The sequence below is a fragment of the Pseudomonas sp. MOIL14HWK12:I2 genome (assembly GCF_000510745.1).
GTDB classification, from domain to species: domain Bacteria; phylum Pseudomonadota; class Gammaproteobacteria; order Pseudomonadales; family Pseudomonadaceae; genus Chryseomonas; species Chryseomonas oryzihabitans.
In genome coordinates, this window is sequence record NZ_AZOA01000014.1 from 54670 (window position 1) to 67728 (window position 13059).

Here is a 13059-nt window from a genome sequence, read left to right on the forward strand (position 1 = left end):
TGCGCCGACGTTAAGCCCAACCCCAGACAGCTGACAATTCGATTATCGGCGATATGGCCGATAATCGACCGGATTCGCTAGTGAAACAACCGGGTGCTCAACTCCTGGCTGGCGGCCAGGAGCACCGGCAGGAAGCGCGTCTCCAGTTCCTGGCGACTGACCCGACTGGCGTGGGTGCCGACGTTGAGCGACGCCAGCACCTGGCCGGCGGCGTCTCTCAGGGGCACCGCCAGGGATCTCAGCCCCACCTCCAGCTCCTGGTCGACGATGACGTAGCCCTGCTGGCGCACCTGGCCCAGGCACTCGATGAGCGCCGGCGGCTGATAGAGGGTACGGCTGGTCTTGGCCTGCAGATCGGCGTGTTCCAGATAGTCGTGCAGGGCGGCATCGTCCAGGGCGGCGAGCAGGATGCGGCCCATGGAGGTGCAATAGGCCGGCAGCCGGCTGCCGACGCTGAGGTCCACCGAGATCAGCCGCTGCGGCGTGGCGGAGCGGGCGATGTAGAGGATCTCGTCGCCTTCCAGGGTGGCCATGGAGCAGGCCTCGTGCAGTTGCTCGCTCAGGCGATCGAGCACCGGCTGGGCGGTGACCGCCAGCGGCGTCGACGACAGATAGGCGTGCCCCAGGGTCAGCACCTTGGGCAGCAGCGAATAGGTGCGCCCATCGGTGGTGACGTAGCCCAGCTTCATCAGGGTGTGCAGGCAGCGACGCACCGCGGCGCGAGGGATCTCGGTGCGATGGCTGATCTGGGCGATGGTCAGCTGGCGCTTGCGCTCCTGGAAGGCGTGGATGACCGCCAGGCCGCGGGCCAGGGAGGTCATGAAATTCGGGTCGCCGGTGAAGGCTTCGATGCGCTTGGCCGGCGAGGCGATGATGGGCGGCGCGGCCAGTGGCGGCAGGCCGGTGGCGTGAGCGGTGCGGTTATCGTCCATCGACCCTATCCTCGGCAGGCTTTTGATCGATTATCGAGCGAGGGGGCGATTATCGCAATCGCATTTCTGCCGACACCCGCAGACGCGCAGGGGCATCCAGGTGCATGCTGAGGCTTCCCGCCCAGCCGCCTGGATGCCTGTCGATGAAGACCCTGGAAGATCATCTCAGCCAGTACGCGAGCTACCACCGCGATCCGCGCAATATCGCCAGCCACTTCCCCGGCATCCTGCTGATCGTGCTGGCGGTGGCCATCCTGCTGTCCCGACCGGTCTTTACCTTGGCCGGCTGGCCGCTGTCACCCGCGGCGCCGGTGGCCGGTGCGGTGGCGCTCTTCTATCTGCGCCTGGATCGGCCGCTGGGGCTGCTGATGAGCGTCCTGCTCGCGCTCGCCCTCTGGCTGGGCGCCGCGCTGGCGGCCCAGACCACGGGTGTCTGGCTGGCCTGGGGGCTGGGTCTGTTCCTGGTCGGCTGGGCCATCCAGTTCGTCGGCCACCACTACGAGGGGCGCAAGCCGGCCTTTCTCGACGACCTGGCCGGCCTGGCCATCGGTCCGCTGTTCATCGCCACCGAAGCCGTCTTCTGGCTGGGCGGTCGCCAGCAGCTCAGGCAGGCGATCGAAGAACGGGCCGGCCCGGTGCGGCGCCGTCAGCCCAGCCGATAGCGGATCGACGGCCGACCGTCGGGACCGTCCAGCGTCACCTGCGCCCTCACCCCCCAGACCTGCTGGATCAGCGCGGCCGTCAGCACCTCGCCGGGGGCGCCTTCGGCGACCAGGCGGCCGTCGCGCAGCACCGCCAGGCGATCGCAGAACAGCGCGGCCAGGTTGAGATCGTGGATGGCCAGCACGCAGGTCGCCGGCAGGCGGCGGACCAGGTCGAGGATCTCCAGCTGGTGCTGGATGTCGAGGTGGTTGGTGGGTTCGTCCAGCAGCAGTTCGCTGGGCTCCTGGGCCAGGGCGCGGGCGATCTGGGCGCGCTGGCGCTCGCCGCCGGAGAGGCTGTGCCAGCGCCGTGCCGCCTTGTCGACCAGGCCGACCTGAGCCAGGGCGCGCTGGCAGACCTCGGCGTCGCGCGCGCTCCAAGCATCGAGCAGGCCACGATGGGGCGTACGCCCCAGGCGCACCACTTCGGCCACCGACAGATCGGCCTCGGTACCGGCCTGCTGCTCCACTAGGGCGACCCGGCGCGCCAGGTCGCGCCGGCGCAACTCGGCCAGCGGCGTCCCGTCGAGACTGACCCTACCCTCCTCCGGCCGCCGCAGCCCCGCCAGCAGCCGCAGCAGACTGGACTTGCCCGAGCCATTGGGGCCGAGCAGTCCGAGCACCCCACCGGGCGGCACCGCGAGGGTCACCCCGGCGAGGATCGGCTGGCCGCCGGCGCTCCAGGCCACGTCGCGCGCAGCGAGGCTCATCGGACCTCCCGTGCGCGATAGAGGATGAAGGCGAAGGCCGGGGCACCGACCAGGGCGGTGACCACGCCGATGGGCAGGGTCTGCTTGGCCACCAGGGTGCGGGCGACGATGTCGGCCAGCACCATGAACAGCGCGCCGATCAGGGCGCAGGTGGGCAGCAGCCGGCCATGCCCCGGACCGACCAGGAAACGCGCCACATGGGGGATCACCAGGCCGACGAAGCCCACCGCGCCCACCAGGCTGACCAGGCAGGCGGTGATCAGGCCGGTGACGGCCAGCAGCAGCAGGCGCAGCGGTCCCACCGCCACCCCGAGGCTGGCGGCGGCGTCTTCGCCAAAGGCGAAGGCATCCAGCGCCCGGGCGCAGGCCAGGCACACCAGCAGCCCGGCGAGCACCACCCCGGCGGCCAGCCAGACATCCGGCCAGCGCACCCCGGCCAGGCTGCCGAGCAGCCAGAACATCACGCTGCGCGCCTGCTCGGCATTGGCCGCGGTGGCGACGATATAGGCGGTCAGGGCATTGAACAGCTGGGAAGCCGCCACCCCGGCGAGGATGATGCGGGTACTGCCGCCGCTGCCGAGAAAGGGCAGCACCACGGCGAAGGCCAGCACCGCGCCGAGAAAGGCACCCAGGGACACGCCAAGCACCCCGCCACCGACGCCCAGCAGCATCACCAGCACCGCGCCGGTGGAGGCGCCGGCCGACAGCCCCAGCACATAGGGCTCGGCCAGGGCGTTGCGCAGCAGCGCCTGAAGGATGGCGCCGGAGACCGCCAGGCCCGCACCGCAGCAGGCGGCCACCAGGGCGCGACTGAGGCGGTATTCCCAGACGATGCCCTGGACGATGCGCTCCACCGGATAGGGCCCCAGGCCGAGGCCGTTGGCGATGGCCTGCAGACTGGTCAGGGGCGCGATGGGCATCTCGCCGAAGGACGCCGCCAGCACCACGCTCGCCGCCAGCGCCAGCACCGCGGCCAGGCCCAGCAGCCAGCGCCAGGGCCGGGCGCCTTCGGCCGCCAGGGGCAGACTCATGGTTGCGGCTTGGCCAGGTCGGCGGCCAGGGCCTCGACGCTGTCCACCACCCGCAGCGAGGGATTGAGGGTCGGGGCATCCACCACCAGCAGGTGATTCTCGCGTACCGCGCGCAATTCGCGGGTCAAGGGATCGCTGCGCAGGAAGGCCAGCTTCTTGTCCACGTCATCGGCCGGGTAGAGACGCCGGTCCATGCGCGCCACGACGATATAGTCAGGGTCCAGGCTGGCGATGCGCTCCCAGCTCACCGCCGGCCATTCCTCGGCGCTGTCGACCACGTTGCGCAGCCCCAGGGCCCGGGCGATCCAGGCCGGCGCACCGAGGTTGCCGGCGACCCAGGGATCCCCTTCCAGCCGCGGACTGGAAAACCAGAACAGCACCGAGCGGCCCTGCACCCCGGCGGCTTTGGCCTGCTCGCCCGCGACGGCGATACGGCGGTCCATGTCGGCGACCAGACGCTCGCCGGCCGGCTGCACATCGAGGATGGCCGCCAGCTCGCGGGCTTCGCGGGTCACCAGCTGCATGTCGAAGGGCGCGCTGCGGCTGCCATCGCTGTTGGAATCGGCGGTCACCGCCTTGCCCTCGCAATCGCTGGGCGCCACATAGGCGGCGATGCCCAGCTTGGCGAAGCGCGGGAAGTCCGCCACCTCGCCACCGGGGCCGACGTGATAGGTGTACTGGGCCGCCACCAGGTCCGGCCGGGTGCCGACCACGGCCTCGAAGCTGGGGGCGTTGTCGGCCAGCCGCGGAATGCCCTTGCCCGCCGCCTGCAGGTCCGCGGGCAAGCCGCCGAACCAGACGCCGGTGCCCACCAGCCGCGCGCCCACGCCCAGGCGCAAGAGCAACTCGGTGCTGGCCTGACCGAGGCTGACCAGCCGCTGGGGCGCGCGCTCGAAGACCAGTTCACGACCGCAGTTGTGCACGGTCAGCGGATAGGCGGTGGCCGCCTGGGTGGTGAGAGAGGCAACGGACAACAGGCCGGCGGCGATCAGCGGCAGAAGACGGCGAAACATGGACTCTCCTTGGGATGACGCGTCCCTTGTGGATGTTGGGTAGTCCCTGGCAAGGTCTGGCTCGCCTCCTGGGTTCCGTACGAAAATTGCCTGCGCTCGGTGATGCTTCGTTGGAAAACGCTTCGGAATGCTCATTTACGTTTCGTAAACTCCGCTTCCTCAGCCTTTTCCGCCTCGCCTGACCGTCGCTCGGCGACTTTTCGTACGGAACCTCGAAGACTCACAGTGGCGCGACCGCGCCGGAGTTGCACCGGCTTCTCGCCAGGGAACAGGAAGGTCGCCGAGGGTGAGCCAGCGGCGACCAGGATTCAAGCACTAAATGTTACTTTATAACAATTCCGGATCGTACCAGCGCGGCGTATAGACCCACTCGCCGCCATCGGCCCGCGGGAAACGCCGGGTATGGCTGGAGCCGAGGATCACCAGGGTGCGTGAATCCACCATGTCGCTGCGCAGCGCGCCGAGGCTGGTGTATTCGAGACCACCACCGGGACGGCCGACGTCGCGGCCGAGGATCACCGGGGTGTTCGCCGGACGGCAGCTGCGCAGGACGTCCAGCGCCCGCTCCAGCTGATGCGGCCGGGCCTTGGAGATGGGGTTGTAGAAGGCCATGGCCAGGTCGGCCGCGGCGGCCTGGCGCAGGCGCTGCTCGATCACCGCCCAGGGCTTGAGGTTGTCGGACAGGGAGATCAGGCAGAAGTCGTGGCCCAGGGGCGCGCCGGCCAGGGCGGCGCTGGCCATGGCCGCGGTGATGCCCGGGAGGATCTCCAGCTCCACCGCCGCCCAGCGCGGATCGTCGGCGCCTTCCAGCACCTCCAGCACCGCGGCGGCCATGGCGAAGACGCCTGGATCGCCGGACGACACCATGACCACCTGGCGCCCGCTGGCGGCCAGTTCAAAGGCGTGGCGGGCGCGCTGCAATTCTTCGCGGTTGTCGCTGGCATGGGCCAGCTGATCCGGGCGCAAGGGACCGGCCATCTGCACGTAGGTGGCGTAGCCGAGCACGTCCTGAGCCTGGTCCAGGGCGCGGCGCACCACGGGTGCCATGAGCTCCGCCGCGCCGGGGCCGAGGCCCACCACGCTGAGGCGCCCACGGCGCTGGCCCAGGTCCTCGGCGTCCAGCGGCCGGTCATGCAGGTGCAGGGCGAGGCCCTGGGTCTGGGCCCGCGCCACCGACGCCCGGGCGAAGTCCGGGGTGCGGGCGTCGACGAATCTCAGGGGTACGGCCAGCGTCTGGCTCAGCTCGGCGAGACCGGGCGCGGCCATGTCTTCCGCCCGCGCCAGCAGCAGCGCCACGGCGCCCGGCGCATAGCCGGCGCTGGCGAGCAGCGCGGTGACGGCGGCGGCCGTGGCATCGGCGCGTACCGCCACCAGCACGGCGCGGGGATGGATCAGCAGGGTGTGGTCGTCAGCGCTGGCCAGTGGCGAGACCAGGATGCGCTGCCGCGCCGCGGGATCGCGGGCCAGGGGCACCGCGTCCAGCCAGGGCGCCTCGCCCTCGATGCGTACCGGGGCGCCGGCCAGCAGATCGGCCACCCGGTGCTTGGCCACGTCGACATCGGCCAGGGCATAGCCGGCCGGCGGATCGAGCAGGCAGGTGCCGAATCTCAGTTCGCCACTGGTGGTGATGGCCGGGGCCACGTTCAGCAGCGTACCGAGCTGACGGGCCAGGCGATTGGCGCCGGCCAGGCCGCCCAGCAGCGGCACCACGGCGCTGCCGTCTTCGGCCACGGCCAGCACCGGCGGCTCGGCGGTCTTGTCGTCCAGCAAGGACGCCAGGCTGCGGATGACGATGCCGGCGGCGCAGAGCACCAGCAGCGGGCGCTGCTGCCGATAGAGGTCACGCAGGTGATCGCCGAAGGCGCTGTAGCTGACGTCGCCCTCGACCCGCCCGGCCAGGCCATGCACCAGGCTGCCCGGCAGGCCGGCCTGCAAGCGGCGGGCGGTGGCCAGGGCGCCGGGACCGAGGATGACGATGGCCGGGCTCAACCCTTCCATTTCACCCCCGGCACCACCACCAGCGAGAAATACGGCGAGGCCATGGGGTCGACGGCGTCCAGCGCGACGATGCGCTGATTGTCCATGGTGGCGCGCTCGATGTAGCGGGCGCGCTCGTCCAGACCCAGCTCACGCAGCACTTGGCGCACCTTCTCGAAGTTGCGACCGAGCTTCATCACCACGGCGGCGTCGGCGCTGGCCAGGCGCGCCTTGAGTTCTTCCGCGGAGAGCACCCCGGAGAGCACCGTCAGGGTCTGGTTGCGATAGACCAGCGGCAGGCCGAGCATGGCCACGCCGCCGAGCATGGAGCAGACCCCCGGCACCACCTGGGCCTCGTAGCGCTCGGCCAGGCGATCGTGCAGGTACATGTAGGAGCCGTAGAAGAAGGGATCGCCCTCGCAGATCACCGCCACGTCGCGACCGGCGTCCAGGTGATCGGCCACCTGGACGGCGGCGGTGTCGTAGAAGTCGGCGATCACCGTCTCGTAGGACAGCGGCGGCGCCAGCTTCTCGGTGGTCACCGGATAGACCAGCGGCAGGCGCTGCTGGCCGTCCAGCAGATAGCCCTCGATGACGCCATAGGCATTGCCGCCCTGGCCCGCGTTGGCCTTGGCCTTGGCGACGAAATAGGCCACCACCGGCGCGCCCTGCAGCAGGCGCAGGGCCTTCAGGGTGATGAGTTCCGGATCGCCGGGGCCGACGCCCAGGCCGAGCAGGCGGCCCGCCATCACTCCACCTCCGTGGCCAGGGCGTTGACCGCCGCGGCGGCCATGGCACTGCCGCCCCGCCGACCGCGGACGATGACATAGGGCACGCCGCGGCTGTCGGCGGCCAGGGCGTCCTTGGACTCCATCGCCCCGACGAAGCCCACCGGCATGCCGAGGATCAGCGCCGGCCTGGGCGCCCCGGCGTCGAGCATTTCCAGCAGATAGAACAGCGCGGTGGGGGCATTGCCGATCACCACCACGCTGCCGGCCAGATGCGGTCGCCAGCGCTCCAGGGCCACCGCCGAGCGGGTGTTGCCCTGGGCCACGGCCAGCTCGCGGATGCCCTCGTCGTGCAGGGTGCAGATCACCTGATTATTCGCTGGCAAGCGGGTGCGGGTGACACCCTCGGCGACCATGCGCGCATCGCAGAGGATGGGCGCGCCGGCCGCCAGGGCCGCGCGCCCGGCCGCCCCGGCCCCCGGGGAAAAGGCCAGGTCCTGGACCACGTCGACCATGCCGCAGGCGTGGATCACCCGCACGGCGAGCTTTTCCAGGTCGGCGGGGATGGCCGAGAGATCGGCTTCGGCGCGGATGGTGGCGAAGGATTGGCGATAGATCGCCTGGCCGTCGCGTTCGTATTCAAGCATCACTGGGACTCCGGGCCAGCCAGGCGGCGGCCTCGTCGAGGGACAAATGGGTGGCGCGCCGCCGGCCCGGACCGGGCTGGGTGGCGTCGCGCACGAAGAGGTCATAGCGACCGGGGGCCATCGCCAGCAGGGTGTGGGGTGCCTGTCCGGCCAGGGCGCAGCTGCGCGGGCAACCGGAGAGGTGCACCTCGACGCCGGCCGGCAGCCGCTCGGCCAGGCGCAGGGCATCGCCCTTGGTGTCGGCCTGGCCCTTGGCGCAGCCCTGGCTGCCGGTACAGGCGACCAGCCGGGCCAGGGGCGCGGCGGGATCGGTGATCAGATCCAGCAGTTTCAGCGCGGCGAGCAGCTCGGAGGCCTGATCGACCGGCACGTCCGGCAGCAGCAGACCTTGCCAGGGGGTGAGGTGCAGGTCGCCATTGCCGTGGTACTCGGCCAAATCGGCGACTGCCTCCAAAGTCGTGGCCGGCAGGCGGCCCAAAGCCGGTTGGGCGCCGACCCAACACAAGGCGGATTGCCGCTGAGGATGGCTACCGAGGCGTCCTGCGATTTCCGCTGGCGCACGTGGGTGGCTCTGAGTCGGCAGCAGACCAAGACCGGCCAGCAGCTCCTCGACCGGCCGTTGCGCAAGCAGCTGTCTCATGCGGCTCTGTTCAGGGTCAGCCAGGTCAAGGAAGCGATGCAGCAGGGTCGCCACCGTGGCCACCTCGCGTCCCGCGGGGATCAGGCCCAGGGGCGCATCCGCTGGGGTGCCAGCCAGGCCAAGGACATAGCCCTCGGCGCGCGCCGACAGCCAGACATCATGGGGATGGTCGAGCCGGGCCAGGGCTTCGCCGCCGTCCAGTTGCAGGGCGAACTTGGCCGACAGCCCATGCAGGCGGCGGTCGCCTTCAAGGAGGGCGAGCAATTCGGTGGCCAGGGGGCGAACGTCGCGCAGCTGTTGCGGATCGCGGCCGGCAGACGGGCTGAGCAGCAGATTGCGCACGTCATCGGCGGCGGGATCGCTGGGGCCGAGGTCGGCGGCCTGCAGCTCGGCCACCAGGGCAGCGGCGCCGTCCTGGCGTACACCACGCAATTGCAGGTTGGCTCTGTTGGTCAGCTCCAGAACCCCGCTCGCCCAGCGCGCGCTGGCGGCGGCGATGGCCCGCGCCTGGGCTGACGTCAGCCGGCCCCCCGGCAACTTCACCCGGCACAGGCCGCCATCGCGCGCGGGCACGATGCGCAGCAGCCCCGGACAGGCCGAAGGCCGCGGGACGAGGGCGGAAGGAGACGGAGGATTCACGGCGGAAGGTCGGGCTGAACGGGGAAAGACGTTATTATGCCCGCTTTGCCCGACCCCTTGAAAACGCCCGGTCGGCTGACGTTCGATGAGGTGTGTTCATGATCCCCTGGCTGACCGTGGTGGGTATCGGCGAAGACGGCTACCCCGGCCTCGGCAAGCAGGCCCGCCGCGCCCTGCTGGAGGCGGGGGTGGTCATCGGCGGTCCGCGCCAGCTGGCGCTGCTGCCACCCTGCATCCGCGCCACCCGCGAGCCCTGGCCGCAGCCCTTCGCCCTGGCCCCGGTCCTGGACCGTCGCGGCACCCCGGTCTGCGTGCTTGCCAGCGGCGATCCCATGCTGTTCGGCGTCGGCGCAAGCCTTTCGCGCCAGCTGTCGGCCGACGAGCTGCAGGTGCTGCCGGCGCCCTCCTCCTATTCCCTGGCCGCGGCTCGCCTCGGCTGGCCGCTGCAGGACGTCACCCTGCTGTCGGTGGTGGCCCGCCCCCTCGCCGCCGTGGTGCGCCATCTGCACCCGGGCGCCCGCCTGCTGGTATTGAGCAACGACGGCCACAGCCCTGCGGCCCTGGCCGCGTTGCTGGTGGAACAGGGCTTTGGCGCCAGCCAGCTGCAGGTGCTGGAGCACCTGGGCGGTCCTCTGGAGCGCCGGATCGCCGGTCGCGCCCAGGACTGGTCGCTGGCGGAAGCGGCGGCGCTCAACCTGGTGGCCATCGAGGTCCTGAGCGAGACCGGGGAGACGGGTCTGCCGCTCACCCCCGGTCTGCCGGACAGCGCCTATCGCCACGACGGCCAGTTGACCAAGCGAGACGTGCGCGCCGTGACGCTGGCGCGCCTGGCGCCGCGCCCCGGCGAACTGCTGTGGGACGTGGGCGCCGGTTGCGGCTCCATCGGCATCGAATGGGCGCGCAGCCATCCCGGCTGCCGGGTGCTGGCCATCGAGGCCGATGCCGGTCGCCAGGCCCATATCCTCCACAACCGCGACCACCTCGGCGCCCCGGCGCTGCACCTGGTAGCCGGCCAGGCGCCCGAGGCCCTGGCCGGTCTGGCCACCCCGGATGCCATCTTCATCGGCGGCGGCCTCACCGCGCCGGGCGTATTGGACGCCTGCTGGGCAGCCCTGAGGCCGGGTGGTCGCCTAGTCGCCAATGCCGTGACCCTGCAGACCGAGGCCGCCCTGGTAGCCTTTCGCGAACGCCACGGCGGCGACCTGACCCGCCTGCAGGTGGCCCAGGCCCAGCCGCTGGGCGCCTTCGACACCTGGCGTGCGGCGCTGCCTATCACCTTGCTGGACGTGGTGAAGCCGTGACTGGCCGGCGCTCGTCAAAAGTAGAAAGGGTGATTGGGTGTGCCTCCCTCATCCCTGAAGACCATGAGCGGCGCCTTGCCCCCTCACCCCAGCCCTCTCCCCGTAGGGGCGAGGGGGCGGTTAGGCGTGCCTCCTTCATCCCTGAAGACTGTGAGCAGCGCCTCGCCCCCTCACCCCAGCCCTCTCCCCGTGGGGGCGAGGGGGTGGTTGGGTGGTGGCTTGGAAGTCTGGCGTACGGGCTGACGCCCACGACGCTTGCTGAGCACGCTGTGATCATCGGCGGGAAAGCCGCCTGTGAGACCAATACCCCTACTCCGCCGCTCGCCCCCCGGCACCGCCTTTCCTCCCCTCTCCCTCGGGGAGAGGGGCCGGGGGTGAGGGCGCGCCATGCATGACGAAACCTCCGCCGCTCCTGGGGAAGACCGCCCATGAAGATCCTTCTGCTCGGCGGCACCACCGAAGCCCTGGCCATCGCCCGCACGCTGCCGGCCGAGGCCCTCTACAGCCTCGCCGGTCTCGGTCGGGTGCCCCAGGACCTGCCCTGCCAGGTGCGGGTCGGCGGCTACGGCGGCGCCGCGGGGCTGGCCGCCTTTCTCCACAGTGAAGGCATCGAGTTGCTGCTGGACGCCACCCATCCCTACGCCGCCCGGATCAGCCACAACGCCGGCCTGGCCGCGGCCCAGGCCGGTATCCCCTGCTGGGCCCTGCGCCGCCCCGGCTGGCAGGCCGGCCTCGACGACGACTGGCGCGAGGTGGCCGACTGGAGCGAACTCCAGACCGCGCTTGCTTCCTTTACCCGCCCCTTCTTCACCCTGGGTCGCGAACCCCTGGAGCACCTCGCGGAAATCCCGCCCCACCAGTTCTGGACCCTGCGCCTGCTCGACGCCCATCCCGGCCACGCACGGGCGCGGATCATCGCCGACCGTGGACCCTTTGCCCTAGAGGCCGAGCGCGTGCTGTTCGCCCAGGGTGACTTCGATGTGCTGATCAGCAAGAACAGTGGCAGCGCCGCCACCCAGCCCAAGTTGCAGGTGGCCCGCGAGCGGGGTCTGCCGGTGCTGATCCTGCGCCGCCCTGCCCTGCCCAGCGTCGATCGTGAATTCGCCAGCGTCGCCGACCTGCTCGCCGCCCTGGCCGAGGAAATCCCATGACCGTTCATTTCATCGGCGCCGGCCCCGGCGATCCCGACCTCATCACCGTCAAGGGTCAGCGGCTGATCCGCCAGTGCCCGGTGATCCTCTATGCCGGCTCCCTGGTACCGCCCGCGGTGCTGGAAGGTCACCAGGCCGAGACGGTGATCGACACCGCCCACCTGGACCTGGATGCCATCGTCGGCCATCTGGCCGCCGCCCATGCCCGCGGCCAGGACGTGGCCCGGGTGCATTCCGGCGATCCCTCGCTGTACGGCGCCATCGGCGAACAGATCCGCCGCCTGCAGGCGCTGGGCATTCCCTATGAGATCGTGCCCGGCGTCACCGCCACTGCCGCCTGCGCCGCCCTGCTGGGCTGCGAGCTGACCCTGCCCGGGGTCAGCCAGACGGTGATCCTGACCCGCTACGCCAGCCGCACGGCCATGCCGGAAGGCGAGGCGCTGGCCGACCTGGCGCGCCATCGCGCGACCCTGGCCATCCACCTCGGCGTCGGCCAGCTGGAGCGCATCGTCGCCGACCTCCTGCCGCACTACGGCCCCGGCTGCCCGGTGGCGATCGTCCACCGCGCCAGCTGGCCGGACCAGGACAGCGTCCGGGGCACCCTGGCCGACATCGTCGAACGGGCGCGGGACAAGGATTTCCGCCGCACCGCGCTGATCCTGGTCGGCGAGGTACTGGCGCCAGGGGATTTCAGCGATTCCAAGCTCTATCGGCAGGGGCCGGGGTAGTCATCAAATGCCTTTATCGCGGCCATGCCGGTGCGCCGTAGCGACCGCTCCTACGGTTACATCGGAGCCTGTAGGAGCGGCCCATGGCCGCGATAAAACACCCCTACCCTAGAGAGAAATGACGGCGATTTCCGGAGTTCAATACCCCGCCCCACCCTCGCCACCGCTGACGATGGCCACGCCCGAGCTGGTCCCCAGGCGGGTCGCGCCGGCGTCCAGCATGGCCTGGGCGGTGGCGCGGTCACGCACGCCGCCGGAGGCTTTCACGCCCATTTCCGGACCCACTTCTTCGCGCATCAGGCGGACATCGTCCAGGGTCGCGCCGCCGTGGCCGAAACCGGTGGAGGTCTTGACGAAGGCGACGCCGAGGTCGCGACAGATCCGGCAGGCCTGGCGCTTCTGTTCATCGTCGAGCAGACCGGTCTCCAGGATCACCTTGAGAGGTACCGCGCCACAGGCGGCCTGCACCGCGGCGATGTCGGCTGATACCTCTTCCAGCAGGCCATCCTTGAGCCAGCCGAGGTTGACCACCATGTCGATCTCCCCGGCCCCGGCGGCGATGGCCTGCTCGGCCTCGAAGGCCTTGGCCGCGCTCAGCCCGGCGCCGAGCGGAAAGCCTACCACCGCGCAGACCTTGACCGCGCTGCCGGCCAGTTGCGCCGCGGCATGGGGGACCTGGGCGGAATTCACGCACACCGAATAGAAGCCATGGGTGCGCGCCTCCTGGCACAGGCGGTCGATCTGGGCGCGGCGGGCATCGGCGGCGAGCAGGGTGTGGTCGATGGTCTTGGCGAGTTCGCCGGGTTCAAGCTGCATGGGGCCTCCTCAGGCACGGGTAGCGTATGATCGGATCAGAATTCT

General features: G+C 70.8%; 13 protein-coding genes and 1 riboswitch. Of the genes, 4 read left to right on the top strand and 9 right to left on the bottom strand.

The window, feature by feature from the left end:
• Positions 1-77: 77 nt before the first annotated feature.
• Positions 78-932, bottom strand: coding sequence for an IclR family transcriptional regulator C-terminal domain-containing protein (locus tag PSK12I2_RS0113310; protein WP_017642952.1), 855 nt, complete (start codon positions 930-932; stop codon positions 78-80).
• A 143-nt stretch (positions 933-1075) separates the two neighbouring features.
• Between PSK12I2_RS0113310 and PSK12I2_RS0113320 the strand changes: the two genes are divergently transcribed.
• On the top strand, positions 1076-1594 hold the full coding sequence (locus tag PSK12I2_RS0113320) for a DUF962 domain-containing protein (protein WP_027598800.1): 519 nt from the start codon (positions 1076-1078) through the stop codon (positions 1592-1594).
• On the opposite strand, the gene PSK12I2_RS0113325 is transcribed toward PSK12I2_RS0113320, so the two are convergent.
• From PSK12I2_RS0113325 to cobG, 7 genes are all read right to left on the bottom strand, one after another.
• Entirely contained in the window at positions 1579-2343 is a 765-nt protein-coding gene (locus tag PSK12I2_RS0113325; protein ID WP_027598801.1) for an ABC transporter ATP-binding protein, read from the bottom strand. The two genes, PSK12I2_RS0113320 and PSK12I2_RS0113325, sit on opposite strands and share 16 nt — an antisense overlap.
• A complete protein-coding gene (locus PSK12I2_RS0113330) occupies positions 2340-3374 on the bottom strand; it encodes an iron ABC transporter permease (RefSeq protein WP_017642949.1) in 1035 nt (344 codons plus the stop codon). The genes PSK12I2_RS0113325 and PSK12I2_RS0113330 overlap by 4 nt, the downstream gene beginning before the upstream one ends.
• The gene (locus PSK12I2_RS0113335) at positions 3371-4387 is read right to left on the bottom strand and encodes an ABC transporter substrate-binding protein (RefSeq protein WP_027598802.1); all 1017 of its coding nucleotides are present in this window, start codon (positions 4385-4387) and stop codon (positions 3371-3373) included. Before PSK12I2_RS0113335 ends, PSK12I2_RS0113330 begins: the two co-directional genes overlap by 4 nt.
• 30 nt (positions 4388-4417) lie before the next feature.
• Positions 4418-4708: riboswitch (cobalamin riboswitch) on the bottom strand.
• A gap of 6 nt (positions 4709-4714) precedes the next feature.
• Positions 4715-6385, bottom strand: coding sequence for a precorrin-3B C(17)-methyltransferase (gene cobJ, locus PSK12I2_RS0113340; protein WP_027598803.1), 1671 nt, complete (start codon positions 6383-6385; stop codon positions 4715-4717).
• Positions 6373-7113, bottom strand: a complete 741-nt coding sequence (locus PSK12I2_RS0113345) for a precorrin-2 C(20)-methyltransferase (RefSeq protein WP_027598804.1) — start codon at positions 7111-7113, stop codon at positions 6373-6375. Before PSK12I2_RS0113345 ends, cobJ begins: the two co-directional genes overlap by 13 nt.
• A complete protein-coding gene (locus tag PSK12I2_RS0113350) occupies positions 7113-7739 on the bottom strand; it encodes a precorrin-8X methylmutase (RefSeq protein WP_017642945.1) in 627 nt (208 codons plus the stop codon). The genes PSK12I2_RS0113345 and PSK12I2_RS0113350 overlap by 1 nt, the downstream gene beginning before the upstream one ends.
• Positions 7732-9018, bottom strand: coding sequence for a precorrin-3B synthase (gene cobG / locus PSK12I2_RS0113355; RefSeq protein WP_051398727.1), 1287 nt, complete (start codon positions 9016-9018; stop codon positions 7732-7734). Before cobG ends, PSK12I2_RS0113350 begins: the two co-directional genes overlap by 8 nt.
• Before the next feature lie 98 nt (positions 9019-9116).
• Between cobG and PSK12I2_RS0113360 the strand changes: the two genes are divergently transcribed.
• The 3 genes from PSK12I2_RS0113360 (at position 9117) to cobM (ending at position 12198) form a co-directional block, all read left to right on the top strand.
• Positions 9117-10319 (top strand): bifunctional cobalt-precorrin-7 (C(5))-methyltransferase/cobalt-precorrin-6B (C(15))-methyltransferase, encoded by a 1203-nt coding sequence (locus PSK12I2_RS0113360; protein WP_027598806.1) that lies wholly within the window; start codon positions 9117-9119, stop codon positions 10317-10319.
• Between the two features lie 428 nt (positions 10320-10747).
• Positions 10748-11470, top strand: coding sequence for a cobalt-precorrin-6A reductase (locus tag PSK12I2_RS0113365; RefSeq protein ID WP_027598807.1), 723 nt, complete (start codon positions 10748-10750; stop codon positions 11468-11470).
• Complete coding sequence (gene cobM, locus PSK12I2_RS0113370) at positions 11467-12198, top strand: precorrin-4 C(11)-methyltransferase (RefSeq protein WP_027598808.1); 732 nt, start codon at positions 11467-11469, stop codon at positions 12196-12198. Before PSK12I2_RS0113365 ends, cobM begins: the two co-directional genes overlap by 4 nt.
• Before the next feature lie 138 nt (positions 12199-12336).
• Here the strand turns inward: cobM and deoC are convergent, their stop codons facing one another.
• Positions 12337-13014 carry a deoxyribose-phosphate aldolase gene (gene deoC / locus PSK12I2_RS0113375; protein WP_027598809.1) on the bottom strand — a complete coding sequence of 226 codons (678 nt, stop codon included), beginning with the start codon at positions 13012-13014 and terminating at the stop codon, positions 12337-12339.
• Between the last annotated feature and the right edge of the window lie 45 nt (positions 13015-13059).

What these genes read in the sequence shown, in the direction of transcription:
- deoC (WP_027598809.1), bottom strand. Translation starts at nt 13,014, where the DNA reads ATGCAGCTTGAACCCGGCGAACTCGCCAAGACCATCGACCACACCCTG.
- cobM (WP_027598808.1), top strand. Translation starts at nt 11,467, where the DNA reads ATGACCGTTCATTTCATCGGCGCCGGCCCCGGCGATCCCGACCTCATC.
- PSK12I2_RS0113310 (WP_017642952.1), bottom strand. Translation starts at nt 932, where the DNA reads ATGGACGATAACCGCACCGCTCACGCCACCGGCCTGCCGCCACTGGCC.
- cobJ (WP_027598803.1), bottom strand. Translation starts at nt 6,385, where the DNA reads ATGGAAGGGTTGAGCCCGGCCATCGTCATCCTCGGTCCCGGCGCCCTG.
- PSK12I2_RS0113330 (WP_017642949.1), bottom strand. Translation starts at nt 3,374, where the DNA reads ATGAGTCTGCCCCTGGCGGCCGAAGGCGCCCGGCCCTGGCGCTGGCTG.
- PSK12I2_RS0113350 (WP_017642945.1), bottom strand. Translation starts at nt 7,739, where the DNA reads ATGCTTGAATACGAACGCGACGGCCAGGCGATCTATCGCCAATCCTTC.
- PSK12I2_RS0113335 (WP_027598802.1), bottom strand. Translation starts at nt 4,387, where the DNA reads ATGTTTCGCCGTCTTCTGCCGCTGATCGCCGCCGGCCTGTTGTCCGTT.
- PSK12I2_RS0113325 (WP_027598801.1), bottom strand. Translation starts at nt 2,343, where the DNA reads ATGAGCCTCGCTGCGCGCGACGTGGCCTGGAGCGCCGGCGGCCAGCCG.
- PSK12I2_RS0113320 (WP_027598800.1), top strand. Translation starts at nt 1,076, where the DNA reads ATGAAGACCCTGGAAGATCATCTCAGCCAGTACGCGAGCTACCACCGC.
- PSK12I2_RS0113365 (WP_027598807.1), top strand. Translation starts at nt 10,748, where the DNA reads ATGAAGATCCTTCTGCTCGGCGGCACCACCGAAGCCCTGGCCATCGCC.
- PSK12I2_RS0113360 (WP_027598806.1), top strand. Translation starts at nt 9,117, where the DNA reads ATGATCCCCTGGCTGACCGTGGTGGGTATCGGCGAAGACGGCTACCCC.
- PSK12I2_RS0113345 (WP_027598804.1), bottom strand. Translation starts at nt 7,113, where the DNA reads ATGGCGGGCCGCCTGCTCGGCCTGGGCGTCGGCCCCGGCGATCCGGAA.